Source organism: Nocardioides hungaricus, from assembly GCF_054782915.1.
This window is the reverse complement of the sequence record NZ_BAAGRO010000064.1, coordinates 102,801-116,419: the sequence shown is the minus strand read 5'-3', so window position 1 is coordinate 116,419 and position 13,619 is coordinate 102,801. Positions and strand designations below refer to the sequence as shown.

Genomic DNA, 13,619 nt, shown 5'->3' with positions numbered 1-13,619 from the left:
AGCAGCTCGCCCAGGCCAGTCCGCGGAACCTCACCTGCCAATGGTCCGTTGATCAGCGATTCCCTAGGGGAACTGCCAGTCGTTCTCGTCGCGGATCGCCTTGTTCTGGCGACCGTGCCGCACCTCGGACGCCACCGTGTGTGGAGCAGGTGCGGGTCGTCGAGCAGACCCTCGTTGAGCCTGAGGGGTGCCGTCGTCGTCCTCGCTCCACTGGCCGTTCGGATCCCAGTCGGGTCCCTCCACTCGGTCTCCGGCATCTCGAGGCCACTGTCCTCGGACAGTTCCTCGATCGTCTGCCCGATGACCGTACGGCGCTCGTCGTCGGTGAGCTGCGCGACCGGGCGGCCACGTCGGGGTCGGCGCTGCGGTACTCGTCGACGTCTTGGACCTGTCCGCTCGAGATGCTGTTGGCGATCGTCGCGTCCGCTGCCGCGGCGCGGACGAGGATCGCGGTGACCTCGTCGGTCAGGCCCTGGGCGAGGTTACGTCGCGCGGTGACGGTGGTCGCGAAACCGACTCGATCGGGCCATGGTCGCTGGCGGCTGACCTGCCTACGGTGCGGTCATGAAGACTCTCGGAACTCTCGGTATCGCCCTCGGCGCTGTCCTCGGCGCCCTTGCGGCCCCGGCACAGGCGGCACCCAGGGCGGACGTGTCCGTCACCATCACCGCCGAGCAGACCGACCTCTCTGGCGTGGTCCGCAGCGCCCGTCCGGCCCGGTGCGCGGCCAACCGCACGGTCGTCGTGTTCCGGGTCAAGGGCGCGGTCGGCGGCGGCGACGACGTGCGGTTCGCCTCCGACACCACCGACGACTCCCCGAGCCTGCCCGGCGGTCGCTACGAGTGGTCGACCGGCAACACCGGCACCGAGGGCCGCTTCTACGCGAGGCTCACGGGAACGGCGGAGTGCAAGCCGGCTCGCAGCGGCGTCGTGCGGGCCCAGCGCGACGACTGAGCATCGCCCGGAACCAGAACGCGTTCCACTCCAGGCGGTGCACGTTGCGGGCGTCGGCCGACGCCGATGACTTCGGCGGTCGGGGACGGTCTGAGTGCGCATGGCTACCTACCTGAACCCCTATCTCAGCTTCCGCGGCGAGGCCCGCGAGGCGATGACCTTCTACCAGTCCGTCCTCGGCGGGCAGCTCGACGTGATGACCTTCGCCGACATGGGCGGCATGGGCGTCCCCGACAGCGAGGCCGGGCAGGTGATGCACGCCGCGCTCTCGGTCTCCGAGTCGGTGCGGGTGATGGGCTCGGACGTGCCGAGCCACATGGAGGGCGACTTCGCCAACGGCCGGATCGCACTGAGCGGCGACGACATCGACACGCTGCGCGGCTGGTTCGACGGGCTGGCCGCCGACGGCACCGTCAACGTGCCGCTCGAGAAGGCGCCCTGGGGCGACTGGTTCGGCGACGTCACCGACCGGTACGGCGTCAGCTGGATGGTCAACATCACCGGTGGCGCCACGGGGTGATCGTCCTGCCGAACCGACCGCGGGCCGGCCCCGAGAGGGGCCGGCCCGCGGTGGCGGAGCAGATCAGCGCGTGACGCGCACCGAGGTCGAGCCGGTCGCCTTGCCACCGGCACCGGTCGCGACGGCCCGCACCGTCAGCGAGCCGGAGACCGGCGCCTTGGTCGAGAGCCGGACCTTGCCGCCCTTGCCCCGAAGCGTCGCGGAGTCGAGGGTCCGCGCGCCCTTGGTGAGCCGGACGACGATCTTCGAGGTCGCCGTGCCCGCCACCGAGACCTGCACGCCCTGCCGGCGCAGCTGGGCCACGGTGACCGTCGGGGCCGCGGCCACCGCGACACCCGCCTGCTGACCGGGCACCTTGCTCGGCGTACGGCCCAGCATGGTGCGGAACAGGTCGGTCTGGTCGATCACGCCGGTGACGTTCGCCGCCTGCGGGCCGGACGCCGCCACCCGGATCTGGGAGCCGGTGTGGTTGGAGCCACCGATGCCGGTCGAGTAGGCCACCGTCATCGGGTCGCCGTCGGCCGTCTTCAGTGTGGTGGTCTGGCGGCCGCCGGTGCCGTCGCCCACGATCTGGGTCGAGTGCGAGTGGTCGCCGGTGACGACGATGAGCGTGTCGGGGTTCTTCTTCTGGTAGTCGAGCGCGACCTGCACGACCTGGTCGAGCTCCTTCACGTCGCCGATGGCGCCGCAGATGTCCATGGCGTGCTCCTGCTTGTCGACCATGGCGCTCTCGACCTGGAGGAAGAAGCCCTTCGGGTTGTCGAGCAGCTGGATCGACTTCTCGGCCATCGCGGAGAGGTCCGGCTGGGTGCCGCGGTCGGCGGGCGAGCAGGTCTGGCTGGCCCCGCCGGCGCCCGGCGGCACGGTCGCGACCAGCGGCGCGTACATCGGCGTCATGTTGCCGTTGGCGAACAGGCCGAGCACCGGGCCGTCCTTCAGCGAGGTGACCGCGTCGAGCTCGGAGGCGGTGGCGACGGTGCGGTAGCCCTGCTGGCTCTTCGCGTAGTCGAGGACCGACGGGCCGGCGTCGGTGGCCTGGTTGTAGCGGTTCAGGCCGCCGCCCAGGAGCACGTCGACCCCGTTGTCGACCAGCTGCTCGGCGACCGAGCCCTTGCCGCCGTTCGCCTTCTGCGCCGCGGTGCAGGTCGACATGTCGGCCGGTCCCTGGCAGGCGCGGTTGTTGATGTGCGCGGCGGCCGCCGCCGGGGTGGCGTCGGTCAGCTCGGAGGTGGTCACGTTGCCGGTGAGCTTGCCCTGCGCCTCGTACCGCTCCAGGACCGTCTCGTAGTCCTCGCCGGGCACGTTGAGCGCGGTGCTCGGACCCTGCGAGAGGCGGGAGTCCACGGTCTTCTTGCCGGTCGACCAGCCGCTCGCGGTCGGAGCCGAGTCCGACACGTAGGCGATCGGGTAGTCCGGCCCGGTGCCGACCTTGAGGCCGTAGGTCGTCATCGCGCCCGTGAAGGGGAGGCTGTCGAGGCCGGGCCACCGGCCGCTGGCGCCCAGCTCGTAGTTGCGGGCGGCGGTGATCATCGCGTCGTCCGTGCCGTCGCCGATGATGAGGATGACGTTGCGCGGCTTGGCGGGGTCGATCTGCTTGGCCAGCGCGGCCGACCGGTCCTGGGTGAAGCCCGGGTCGACGCGCGCCGGCGACGAGGTGACCGCGGTGGCGGTCACGGAGAGCGCGAGTGCTGCGCCGACGGCGCCGACGGCCGTCAGCGTGGTGCGAGTGCGTGGCACGGGGGGTCCTTTCGTCACGGTTGTGGCCGCACCCTTGCGACGCCAGCGGACCCGTGGCCGTCGCGCGCATGTCCGGAGGGCGACGAGCAGGTGACGAGTCAGGCGATGGTCAGTCCGCCGTCGACGGCCAGCGTCTGGCCGGTGACGTACGCCGACGCGTCGGAGGCCAGGAACACGACCGTGGCCGCGAGCTCGGCCGGGTCGCCCTTGCGGCCGGCGGGGATCCGCGCCTGCTGGGACTCCAGGTAGCCGGGCGGGTACTGGTCGGTCATCTCCGAGACGAAGAACCCCGGCGCGATCGCGTTCACGCGGATGCCCTTGCGGCCGGTCCACTGCTGGGCCAGGTCGCGGGTCAGCCCGAGCAGGCCGGCCTTCGACGCGGCGTACGCCGCCTGGGGGAGCCCGGCGGTGGTGATGCCCAGCACCGAGCTGATGTTGACGATGCTCGACCCCGACTGCATCACCCGGCCGCAGGCCTGCGCCATCCAGTAGCAGCCGTTGAGGTTGACGTCGATGACCTGCCGGAACTGCTCGGGGGTCTCGTGGGTCGCCGGCACGGCGGTGCCGATCCCGGCGTTGTTGACCAGGACGTCGACGCGGCCGTACTCCTCCATCGCGAGCACGACCAGGCGGGTGCACGCGTCCGGGTCGGCCACGTCGGTCTCGACGGTCAGGGCGCGGCGGCCGGTGGCCTCGACGAGCGCGGCGGTGTCGGCGAGCCGGTCGGCGCGGCGGGCGCCGAGCACCACGTCGGCCCCGGCCTCCGCGAGGCCCCGGGCGAACGCGACGCCGAGGCCGCTGGAGGCGCCGGTGACCACGGCGACCCTGTCGTCGAGTCGGAACAGGTCGGTGACGCTGCGATGTTCGGGCATGGCGCGACTGTAGCCAGCCCGAGCGGCCGGGGTAGGCTGAGTCCATGCGGAGGATCCTGCTCCTTACCTAGCCGCGTCGACGCGCACCCTTCGACGCGGCCGCCCCTCGTGCCCGAGGGGCTTTTTTGTGCCCGGAGCCCGGAGAACGAGCAGACTCCCCACCAGACGCACGAGAGAGACGAGATGAGCGAGCAGGAGACGTACGACGTCGCGGCGGTCCAGGAGAAGTGGCTGCCCGTCTGGGACGAGCTGCGGCCCTTCCGCGCCGACGACGACTCGCCGCGCGAGAAGAGGTACGCGCTGACGATGTTCCCCTACCCGAGCGGCGACCTGCACATGGGCCACGCGGAGGTGACCGCGCTGCACGACGTGATCGCGCGGTACTGGTGGCAGCGCGGCTTCGAGGTCCTGAACCCGATGGGCTGGGACTCCTTCGGCCTGCCGGCGGAGAACGCCGCCATCCGCAACGACGAGCACCCGGCGACGTACACCTATGCGAACATCGAGACGCAGTACGAGTCGTTCCGGCGCTACGGCATCTCCTTCGACTGGTCCCGCCGGCTGCACACCTCCGACCCGGAGTACTACCGCTGGACCCAGTGGCTGTTCCTGAGGTTCCGCGAGCGCGGGCTGGCCTACCGCAAGTCCTCGCCGGTGAACTGGTGCCCGAACGACCAGACCGTGCTGGCCAACGAGCAGGTCGTCGACGGCCGCTGCGAGCGCTGCGGCGCCGAGGTCACCAAGCGCGAGCTGACCCAGTGGTACTTCAAGATCACCGAGTACGCCCAAGAGCTGCTGGACTGCCTGGACGACCTGGAGCCGACCTGGCCCGCGCGCGTGGTCACCGCGCAGCGCAACTGGATCGGCCGCTCCGAGGGCGCGCACGTCGACTTCGCGGTGGAGGGCCGCGAGGCGCCGATCACGGTCTACACCACGCGTCCGGACACCCTGTACGGCGCGACGTTCATGGTCGTGGCGGCGGACGCCGCGCTGGCGGCCGAGCTGGTGACCGACGAGCACCGCGCGGCGTACCAGGCCTACCGGGACGAGGTGCGCAAGGCCTCCGAGATCGACCGGCTGTCGACCGAGCGCCCGAAGACCGGCGTGTTCCTGGGCGTGCACGCGGTGAACCCGGTCAACGGCGAGCGGATCCCGGTGTGGGCGGCGGACTACGTGCTGGCCGACTACGGCACCGGCGCGATCATGGCCGTGCCCGCGCACGACCAGCGCGACCTGGACTTCGCGAGGAGGTTCGACCTGCCGGTGCGCCGGGTCGTCGACACCGGCGAGGACAACCCGGAGGAGACCGACGTCGCCACCACCCGCGACGGTGGCTACGTGAACTCCGGGCCGCTGGACGGCATCGCCGACAAGGCGACCGGCATCCACGCGATCATCGAGCGGCTGCAGGCCGAGGGCACCGGTGCGGGCACGGTCAACTTCCGGCTGCGCGACTGGCTGCTGAGCCGCCAGCGCTACTGGGGCGTGCCGATCCCGATCATCCACTGTCCTGCGTGCGGCGAGGTCGCCGTACCGTATGACCAGCTGCCGCTGGAGCTGCCCGAGCTGCGCGGCGCGGACCTGAAGCCGAAGGGCGTCTCGCCGCTGGCGGCGGCCGACGACTGGGTGAACGTCGAGTGCCCCACGTGCGGCGGCCCCGCGAAGCGCGACAGCGACACCATGGACACCTTCGTCGACTCGTCGTGGTACTTCCTGCGCTACTGCTCGCCGGACTACACCGACGGCCCCTTCGACGTCGAGCGGGCGAAGGCGTGGATGCCGGCCGACATCTACGTCGGCGGCGTCGAGCACGCCGTGCTGCACCTGCTGTACGCGCGCTTCTTCACCAAGGTGCTGGCCGACATGGGGATGCTGGAGGTCCGTGAGCCATTCGCGGCGCAGCTGAACCAGGGCTTCGTCATCAACCGCGGCAAGAAGATGAGCAAGTCGCTGGGCAACGGCGTCAGTCTGGGGGAGCAACTCGCGGACTTCGGAGTGGACGCCGTCCGCCTGACCCTGGTCTTCGCCGGCCCGCCGGAGGACGACATCGACTGGGCCGAGATGTCCCCGGCCGGGTCGCTGCGCTTCCTCCAGCGCGCCTGGCGGCTGTCGGGCGACGTCGCCGCGCCGGCCGGTACGCCGCCGGAGGCCGGCGACCTGGCGCTGCGGCGGGTCACCGCGCGCACCGTGCACGACGCGGCCGAGCTGATCGAGTCCTACCGGTTCAACGTGATGGTCGCCCGGGTCATGGAGCTGGTGAACGCGACCCGCAAGGCCATCGACCTGCCAGAGTCTCGGGGAGGCTGCGGGCCGGCCGACCCCGCCGTGCGCGAGGCCGCCGAGGCGGTCGCGATCCTGCTGTCGCTGGTGGCGCCGTACACCGCCGAGGAGATGTGGGAGCGGCTGGGCCACCGGCCCACCGTCGCCCGCGCCGGCTGGCCGGCCGTCGACCCGGCGCTGCTGGTCGAGGAGTCCGTGACCGCGATCGTGCAGGTCCAGGGCAAGGTCAGGGCCCGCCTGGAGGTCGCGCCCGACATCGCCGAGGCCGACCTGGAGCGGCTGGCGCTGGCCGACGCGGGCGTCGTCACGGCGATCGACGGGCGGCCGGTGCGCAAGGTGATCGTGCGCGCGCCCAAGCTGGTCAACGTCGTCGTCTGAGCAGGCCCGGGGTTCACTCCCGCTGGTAGCCGAGGACCGATCGGGTCAGCGCGTTGCGGGCGTCGAGCAGCTCGTCCAGCGACGCGTCGACGTCGTCGGCGGTGACGGCGATGCCGGTGTTGGTGCCGGTGCCGGGGGAGCGCTCGGAGGCGATCACCGCCGCGCGCCGCAACAGCTCCTTGATGAAGGAGGCCGTCACGCCGTCGGTGCGGTCGAGGATCTCCTCGACCCGGCTCAGGTCGACGTCGAGCGAGCCGCGGTAGAGGTCGACCAGCCGCCGGCGGGACTCGCGATCGGGCAGCCCGACGTGCACCGCCTGGTCCACCCGGCCGGGCCGCGCGGCCAGCGCCGGCTCCAGGAGGTCGGCGCGGTTGGTGGTGAGCAGGAAGACGACGTCGGCGTCCTCGGCGAGCCCGTCCATCTCGTTGAGCAGCGTGAAGAGCAGCGGGGTCTCCCCGCCGTACCGATCGCGCTCCTGGGCGATCAGGTCGACGTCCTCGACCACGATCATGGCGGGCTGGAGGCTGCGCGCGATCGAGCATGCGTCGCGGATCGCGCCCAGGGTCTCGCCGGTGAGCTCGACGATCGTGGTGTCGGTGAGCTGGCTGAGCAGGTAGCGGACCGTGTGGGTCTTGCCCACCCCCGGCGGCCCGTAGAGCAGGACCCCGCGCTTGAGGTGCTGCCCGGCGGCGCGCAACCGGTCGCGGCTGCGCGCGACGCCGACGACCTGGCGGCGTACGTCGGCGAACGTCTCGACCGGCAGGATCAGGTCGTCCTGCGACATCTGCGGGCGCCGGTGGAAGCGCAGCAGCGACGCGCGCTCGCCGAACATGCTCCCGCCGAAGGAGACCACCTGCGCGCGATAGACGTTGAGCTCGAGGGCGAGCTCGCGCAGCTCGGCCGCGATCGCCGGGCCCAGGCCGTCCCGGTTGGCGACGATCTCGACGCTGGTGCCGCGCAGGTCGCTCTCGGGGTCCGGCCCCCGCACCAGCAGGGCCACGCGGTCGGCGCCGTCGGCCGCGAGCACCACCGCGGCGCGCAGGCACTCGCGCGTCTCGCCGTCCGGCCCGCTCGCGAGCGAGACCCGGGTGACGTTGCCCGGCCGGGGGCCGTGGAAGGCCGTCCGAGGGTCCTGGCCGAGCAGGTCCGCCAGGCCGAATGCCCCGCGGTGGCGGTAGTCCATGACCCCGACCAGCTGGTGGCGGCGACCCGGCCGGGCCAGCCACGCGTCCAGGGCGCCCTGGACGTTGACGTGCTCGTAGCCGGGCCATGCCTCCTCGGTGACCGCGAGCTCCTCGAGCGGACGGCCCAGATGCTCGGCCACGAGGGACCGGAACGTCGGATGGTCGGCCGCCCGCGCCTGGCTGACGAAGCGGCGCACCAGCATCCGCCCGTAGCCGCGGACGTCGGACAGGCGCAACGGAGCGTCGTCCGGCGCCGGGGGCTCGTCGAGGTGGGTGAAGTGGCTCACCCGCACGAGTGTGCCCGCTGCCGGCGCTCGACGCCCACGAGGGTCGTCTACCCTTCCCGCATGCCGGTCGCGATCGTCACCGACTCGACCGCCAGCCTCCCGCCGGAGCTGGCGGCCGAGCGGGGGATCGTGGTCGTGCCCCTCCAGGTGGTGATCGGCGCGACCGTGTACGACGAGGGCGCCGACGGCGCGACGCCGGAGCTGGTCGCGGCCGCGCTCAAGGAGTGGAAGCCGGTCAGCACCTCCCGGCCGGGGCCGGCCGCGCTGCTGGAGGTCTACGCCAAGGCCGCGGCCGACGGCGCCACCGAGATCGTCTCGATCCACCTGTCCGGCGAGATGAGCGGCACCTTCGAGTCCGTCCAGCTCGCCGCTCGGGACGCGCCGGTCCCGGTGCTGCCGGTCGACACCCGGCAGGTCGGCGTCGCGACCGGGTTCGCGGCGCTGGCGGCCGCGGCCGCGCTCGCCGCGGGCGGTACGGCGGAGGAGGCCGCCGCCGCCGCGCGGGCTCGCGCGGACGCGTCGGTGTCGCTGTTCTACGTCGACACTCTCGCCTACCTGCGGCGCGGCGGCCGGATCGGCGCGGTGGACGCCCTGTTCGGCGGTGCGCTGGCGGTGAAGCCGCTGCTGACCATCGCCGACGGCCAAGTCGCGCCGCTGGAGAAGGTGCGCACCTCCGGCCGGGCGTTGGCCCGGCTCGAGGAGCTCGCCGTGCAGGCGGCCGGCGACGGGCCGGTCGACGTGTGCGTCTCCCACCTGGCGAGCGAGGAGCGCGCCGGCCAGCTCGCGGAGCGGCTCCAGGAGCGCCTGGCCGACCACCTCGAGGACCGGCCGGTGTGGTGCGGCGAGCTTGGCGCCGTACTCGGCGCGCACGTCGGTCCCGGCATGATCGCGGTCTGCGTCGCGCCGCGGGTCTGACCCGCTCTCCGTCCACAGGGGCGCCTTCTCGCGGCGTCGTCCCCAGGCCGACCGTCGTCGGGCCCGGACCGTCGGTCGTGCTGCCTAGCGTCGCCGCATGCCCACTCGCCGACCGACCGCCGAGCACCAGGAAGCCGTCTCCCGCCGGCTCGCGCTGCTGAGCGCCACCCGCCCTCCGTCGGGGGACCCACCGGCCGTCCCGATCCCCGGACGGCATGCATCACGGCGGCCCCGGCTCGCGCTCGGGCCTCCCCAGCTCGCCGTCGTCGCCGTGCTCGTCGCCGTCGGGCTCGCGGTGACCGCCTGGTGGGTGGTGCGCGGCGCGCCGGAGCGGGTCGAGGCGCCCTCCGTCGACCCGGTCGGCGCCGCCACGCCGCTGGCCGAGATGTCGCCGGTCGCGGCCGCCGCCTCGCCCGCGGAGACCGTCACCGTCGACGTCACCGGCAAGGTACGCCGCCCCGGCATCGCCGTCCTCGACGCCGGCTCCCGGGTCGTGGACGCGCTGAAGGCGGCCGGGGGAGCGCGGCCGGGGGTGGACCTGTCGGGGCTCAACCTCGCGCGCGTGCTCGTCGACGGCGAGCAGGTCGTCGTGGGGGTCCCGGCTCCGGCCGGGGTGGCCGCCGGCGCGCTGCCGTCGTCCGGCGCTCCCGGTGGGCCGCTGGTCAACCTCAACACCGCGACCCAGGCCGAGCTCGAGACGCTGCCCGAGGTCGGGCCGGTCACCGCGCAGGCGATCCTGGCCTGGCGCGACGAGCAGGGCGGGTTCACCTCCGTCGACGAACTGCTCGAGGTCGACGGCATCGGCGACGCGACCCTGGAGCAGATCGCTCCCTACGTGACGGTCTGACTCATGCTGGACCTGCGCATGCTGCTGCTCGGCGGGGCCGCCTGGGCCGCCGCCCTGAGCGCGCGCTGGCTCGGCTGGTGGTCGCTGGCGGTGGCAGCGGCCGGCCTGGTCGCCTGGCTGTCGCTCGGCCGCGGCCGGACCGTTGCGGGTGTCGTCCTCGTCTTCGCGGGCGTCGCCGCGGTGACGACGCTGCGCGCGGAGCTCGTGGGCGAGAGCCCGGTGGCCGGCCTGGCCGCCGACGGCGCTGCGGTCGACCTCACCGGGACCGTCACGTCCGACCCCCGGCGCCGCCCGGGCCGGTACGGCGACTTCGTCGTCACCCGGCTCGACGTCCGCGAGATCACCGGCCGGGGCGCGACCTACGCCGTCGCCGTCCCCGTCCTGGTGATCGGCGACGTCGACTGGTCCGAGGTCGCGCTCGGCAGCACGGTGCGTGCGTCCGGTACGCTCGGCGCGGCCGACTCCGACGACCTCGCCGGGGTGCTCGGCGCCCGCGGTCCCCCCGAGGTCCTGGCCGACCCGGACCCGTGGTGGGACGCCGCGGCCGCGGTGCGGGCGTCGATCCGCGACGCCGTCGCACACCGGCCCGACGCCCAGCGCGCGCTCGTGCCGGCCCTAGTGGACGGCGACGACGCCCTGGTCGACGAGGCCCTGGCCGCCGACTTCCGGACCACCGGCCTGAGCCACCTCTTGGCCGTATCCGGCACCAATCTGACCCTCGTCGTCGGCTTTCTGCTCGTGCTCGCCCGGTGGTGCCGGGTGCGCGGGCGGTGGCTGTACCTGGTCGGCGCCGCCGGGATCGTCGGGTTCGTGCTGCTCGCGCGCACGGAGCCGAGCGTGCTCCGCGCGGCCGTCATGGGGTCGGTCGCGCTGTTCGCGATGGGCACCGACGGACGCCGCCGCGGCGCCCGGGCGCTCGGGGTGGCGGTGCTCGTGCTGCTCCTGGTCCAGCCGGGGCTGGCGGTGTCGGCCGGGTTCGCGCTGTCCGTGCTCGCCACGGCCGGGATCCTCCTGCTGGCGCCCGCCTGGCGCGACGCGCTGGTCCGCTGGCTGCCGCGCTGGGCGGCCGAGGCGACCGCGATCCCGGTCGCCGCACAGCTCGCGGTCACGCCGGTCGTCGCCGCGATCTCGGGCCAGGTCAGCCTGGTCGCGGTCGTCGCGAACCTGGTCGTCGCCCCGGTCGTCGGCCCGGCCACCGTGCTCGGGCTGGGCGCCGGGCTCGCCGGACTGGTCTGGGACCCGGCCGGGCGGCTGCTCGGCACCGGCGCGGGCTGGTGCGTGGCCTGGATCGTCATGGTGGCGACCCGGGGCGCGGACCTGCCGACCGCCGCCGTGGGCTGGGGGACCGGTGTCCTCGCACTCGTGCTGCTCACCGCCCTGGTGACCGCGATCGCGCTCGTCGGGCCGCGGCTGGTGCGCCGGCCGGTGACCGGGATCGCCGGCTGCGTGCTGCTGGTCGTCGCGGTGCTGGTCCGACCGCCGACGCCCGGCTGGCCGCCGGACGGCTGGGTGCTGGTCGCGTGCGACGTCGGGCAGGGCGACGCCCTCGTGCTCAACGCCGGCCCGGGGAGCGCGGTCGTCGTCGACGCCGGGCCCGACCCCGCCGCCGTCGACCGCTGCCTGGGCGACCTCGGGGTGGGGTCGGTGCCGCTGGTCGTGCTCACCCATCCGCACGCCGACCACGTCGACGGGCTGCCCGGGGTGCGCGACGGCAGGACGGTCGGTGCCGTCGAGACGACGCCGGAGGCGTACGGCGAGCCCCGTCAGGTCGGTGCGGTGACGATGCAGGCCGTGTGGCCGGCGCCGGGGTACGTGGCGGACAACCCCAACGATGCCAGCGTCGTGCTGGTGGCCGAGGTGGGCGGCGTACGCCTGCTGCTGACCGGTGACGTCGAGCCGCCCGCCCAGACGGGACTGGCCAGGCTGCTGGCCGGCCTGCGGGTCGACGTGCTGAAGGTGCCGCACCACGGCAGCAGGTTCCAGGACTCGGCCTGGCAGCTGTCCCTGGGAGCGCGCGTGGCGCTGGTGTCCGTGGGGGCGAACAACGACTACGGCCACCCCACGCCGGAGGCGCTGGACCCGCTGACGAACGCCGGGACGGCGGTGTTCCGCACCGACCAGGACGGCGACGTCGCGGTCGTGGCGGAGGAGGGCCGGCTGTCGGTGGTCACTCGATAGGGTGTGCCCACCATGGCAGCATCCCCGCGCGCGTCCGACGTCCTGGGCCGGGTCACGCTGGTGACCGGCAAGGAGGAGTTCCTCAACGAGCGGACCGTGGGCGCCGTCCGCGACGCGGTCCGCAGGCACGACCCGGAGGCCGAGCTGTCCGAGACGGTCGCCGCGGACCTGACCTTGGCGACGCTGGGAGAGATGTCCGCGCCGTCGCTGTTCTCCAGTATCCGGTGCGTGGTCGTCCGGTCGCTGGAGAACCTGCCCGAGGAGTCGGTCGCCGGGCTGCTCGACTACGCCGACACGCCGGCCGAGGAGGTCGCGCTGGTCCTGGTCCACGGCGGCGGGCCCAAGGGCTCCGGCGTGCTGACCAAGCTGCGCAAGCTCGACACGGTGACCGAGGCGAAGTCCGGTGAGCTGCGGGCGTCGGAGTACCCCGGCTTCGTGGCGGCCGAGATCCGCAGCCACGGCGCCACGATCGAGCGGGACGCGGCCGACGCGCTCGTCCAGGCCGTCGGCCAGGACCTGCGCGCGCTCGCGGCCGCGGCCCACCAGCTCGCGAACGACTTCGCCGGCCAGCCGATCGGCACCGGGCAGGTCAAGCAGTACTTCGGCGGCCGCGCGGAGGCGAAGTCCTTCGCGGTCGCCGACGCCGCCTTCTGGGGCGAGCGCACCGCCGCGCTGGAGGAGCTGCGCTGGGCGCTCGACGGAGGTACGGCGCCGGTGCTGGTCACGTCCGCCTTCGCCTCGGGCGCCCGCGGCGTGGCCCGCTACCTGGCGGCGCCGGGCCGGATGTCCGAGACCGACCTGGCCCGCGAGGTCGGCGTGCCGCCGTGGAAGCTGCGCACGATCAGGAACCAGTCGCGGGGCTGGTCCGAGGCCGGGATCGGGCGGGCGATCCGCGCGATCGCCCAGGCCGACGCCGACATCAAGGGGGCGGCCAGCGACGCGTCGTACACCCTGGAGCGGCTGGTCCTCACCGTTGCGGGGCTGCGCGAGGAGCGGTAGGGCTGGCCTCGATACGCCCGTCGCGACCTCCTGCGTCGGTCGCGGGGCTACTCGACCTGGCGCCGGCCCTTCGCCGGAGCAACCTCCGGCGAAGGGCCCTCAAATGCCGCTGACCCGCCAGGATGAGTCCTGACGGGTCAGCGCGACGACCGATCGGCCCGCCATCGCTGACGGGCGGAGAGATCAGAGGGAGGCAGCCCTCTTGGCGATCGCGGACTTGCGGTTCGCGGCCTGGTTCTTGTGGATGACGCCCTTGGAGGCGGCCTTGTCGAGCTTCTTCGCGGCGTCGCGACCGAGGGCGACCGCGGTCTCCTTGTCGCCGGCCTCCGCGGCCTCGCGGAACTTGCGGACGGCCGACTTCAGGCTCGACTTGACGGCCTTGTTGCGCTCGCGACGGCGCTCGTTCTGCTTGTTCCGCTTGATCTGGGACTTGATGTTCGCCACTGCTGCTGCCTTCGGTTCGTGGTG

At 73.6% G+C, this 13,619-nt stretch carries 11 protein-coding genes; 7 read left to right on the top strand and 4 right to left on the bottom strand.

Translation table 11 applies throughout. The features are described 5' to 3' along the window. Nucleotides 1–564: 564 nt before the first annotated feature. Together ACYVKX_RS22190 and ACYVKX_RS22185 are read left to right on the top strand one after the other, a co-directional pair. Complete coding sequence (locus tag ACYVKX_RS22190; protein ID WP_460835873.1) at nucleotides 565–954, top strand: hypothetical protein; 390 nt, start codon at nucleotides 565–567, stop codon at nucleotides 952–954. A gap of 100 nt (nucleotides 955–1,054) precedes the next feature. Next, nucleotides 1,055–1,474: a VOC family protein gene (locus tag ACYVKX_RS22185; protein WP_460835872.1), complete on the top strand. Its 420-nt coding sequence runs from the start codon at nucleotides 1,055–1,057 to the stop codon at nucleotides 1,472–1,474. Nucleotides 1,475–1,537: 63 nt separating this feature from the next. On the opposite strand, the gene ACYVKX_RS22180 is transcribed toward ACYVKX_RS22185, so the two are convergent. Both ACYVKX_RS22180 and ACYVKX_RS22175 read right to left on the bottom strand, forming a co-directional pair. Beyond that, nucleotides 1,538–3,211, bottom strand: a complete 1,674-nt coding sequence (locus ACYVKX_RS22180; RefSeq protein ID WP_460835871.1) for an alkaline phosphatase — start codon at nucleotides 3,209–3,211, stop codon at nucleotides 1,538–1,540. Between the two features lie 98 nt (nucleotides 3,212–3,309). Next, nucleotides 3,310–4,083 (bottom strand): SDR family NAD(P)-dependent oxidoreductase, encoded by a 774-nt coding sequence (locus ACYVKX_RS22175; RefSeq protein WP_460835870.1) that lies wholly within the window; start codon nucleotides 4,081–4,083, stop codon nucleotides 3,310–3,312. Nucleotides 4,084–4,266: 183 nt separating this feature from the next. Between ACYVKX_RS22175 and leuS the strand changes: the two genes are divergently transcribed. Then, nucleotides 4,267–6,741, top strand: a complete 2,475-nt coding sequence (gene leuS, locus ACYVKX_RS22170; RefSeq protein ID WP_460835869.1) for a leucine--tRNA ligase — start codon at nucleotides 4,267–4,269, stop codon at nucleotides 6,739–6,741. A gap of 13 nt (nucleotides 6,742–6,754) precedes the next feature. On the opposite strand, the gene ACYVKX_RS22165 is transcribed toward leuS, so the two are convergent. Further along, on the bottom strand, nucleotides 6,755–8,212 hold the full coding sequence (locus tag ACYVKX_RS22165) for an AAA family ATPase (protein WP_460835868.1): 1,458 nt from the start codon (nucleotides 8,210–8,212) through the stop codon (nucleotides 6,755–6,757). Between the two features lie 60 nt (nucleotides 8,213–8,272). Between ACYVKX_RS22165 and ACYVKX_RS22160 the strand changes: the two genes are divergently transcribed. From ACYVKX_RS22160 to holA, 4 genes are all read left to right on the top strand, one after another. Then, nucleotides 8,273–9,127: a DegV family protein gene (locus tag ACYVKX_RS22160; RefSeq protein WP_460835867.1), complete on the top strand. Its 855-nt coding sequence runs from the start codon at nucleotides 8,273–8,275 to the stop codon at nucleotides 9,125–9,127. Between the two features lie 97 nt (nucleotides 9,128–9,224). Continuing rightward, the gene (locus tag ACYVKX_RS22155; protein WP_460835866.1) at nucleotides 9,225–9,974 is read left to right on the top strand and encodes a helix-hairpin-helix domain-containing protein; all 750 of its coding nucleotides are present in this window, start codon (nucleotides 9,225–9,227) and stop codon (nucleotides 9,972–9,974) included. A gap of 3 nt (nucleotides 9,975–9,977) precedes the next feature. Beyond that, the gene (locus ACYVKX_RS22150; RefSeq protein WP_460835865.1) at nucleotides 9,978–12,152 is read left to right on the top strand and encodes a ComEC/Rec2 family competence protein; all 2,175 of its coding nucleotides are present in this window, start codon (nucleotides 9,978–9,980) and stop codon (nucleotides 12,150–12,152) included. A 12-nt stretch (nucleotides 12,153–12,164) separates the two neighbouring features. Then, nucleotides 12,165–13,151 (top strand): DNA polymerase III subunit delta, encoded by a 987-nt coding sequence (gene holA, locus ACYVKX_RS22145; RefSeq protein ID WP_460835864.1) that lies wholly within the window; start codon nucleotides 12,165–12,167, stop codon nucleotides 13,149–13,151. Nucleotides 13,152–13,334: 183 nt separating this feature from the next. On the opposite strand, the gene rpsT is transcribed toward holA, so the two are convergent. Continuing rightward, on the bottom strand, nucleotides 13,335–13,595 hold the full coding sequence (gene rpsT, locus ACYVKX_RS22140; protein WP_460835863.1) for a 30S ribosomal protein S20: 261 nt from the start codon (nucleotides 13,593–13,595) through the stop codon (nucleotides 13,335–13,337). Between the last annotated feature and the right edge of the window lie 24 nt (nucleotides 13,596–13,619).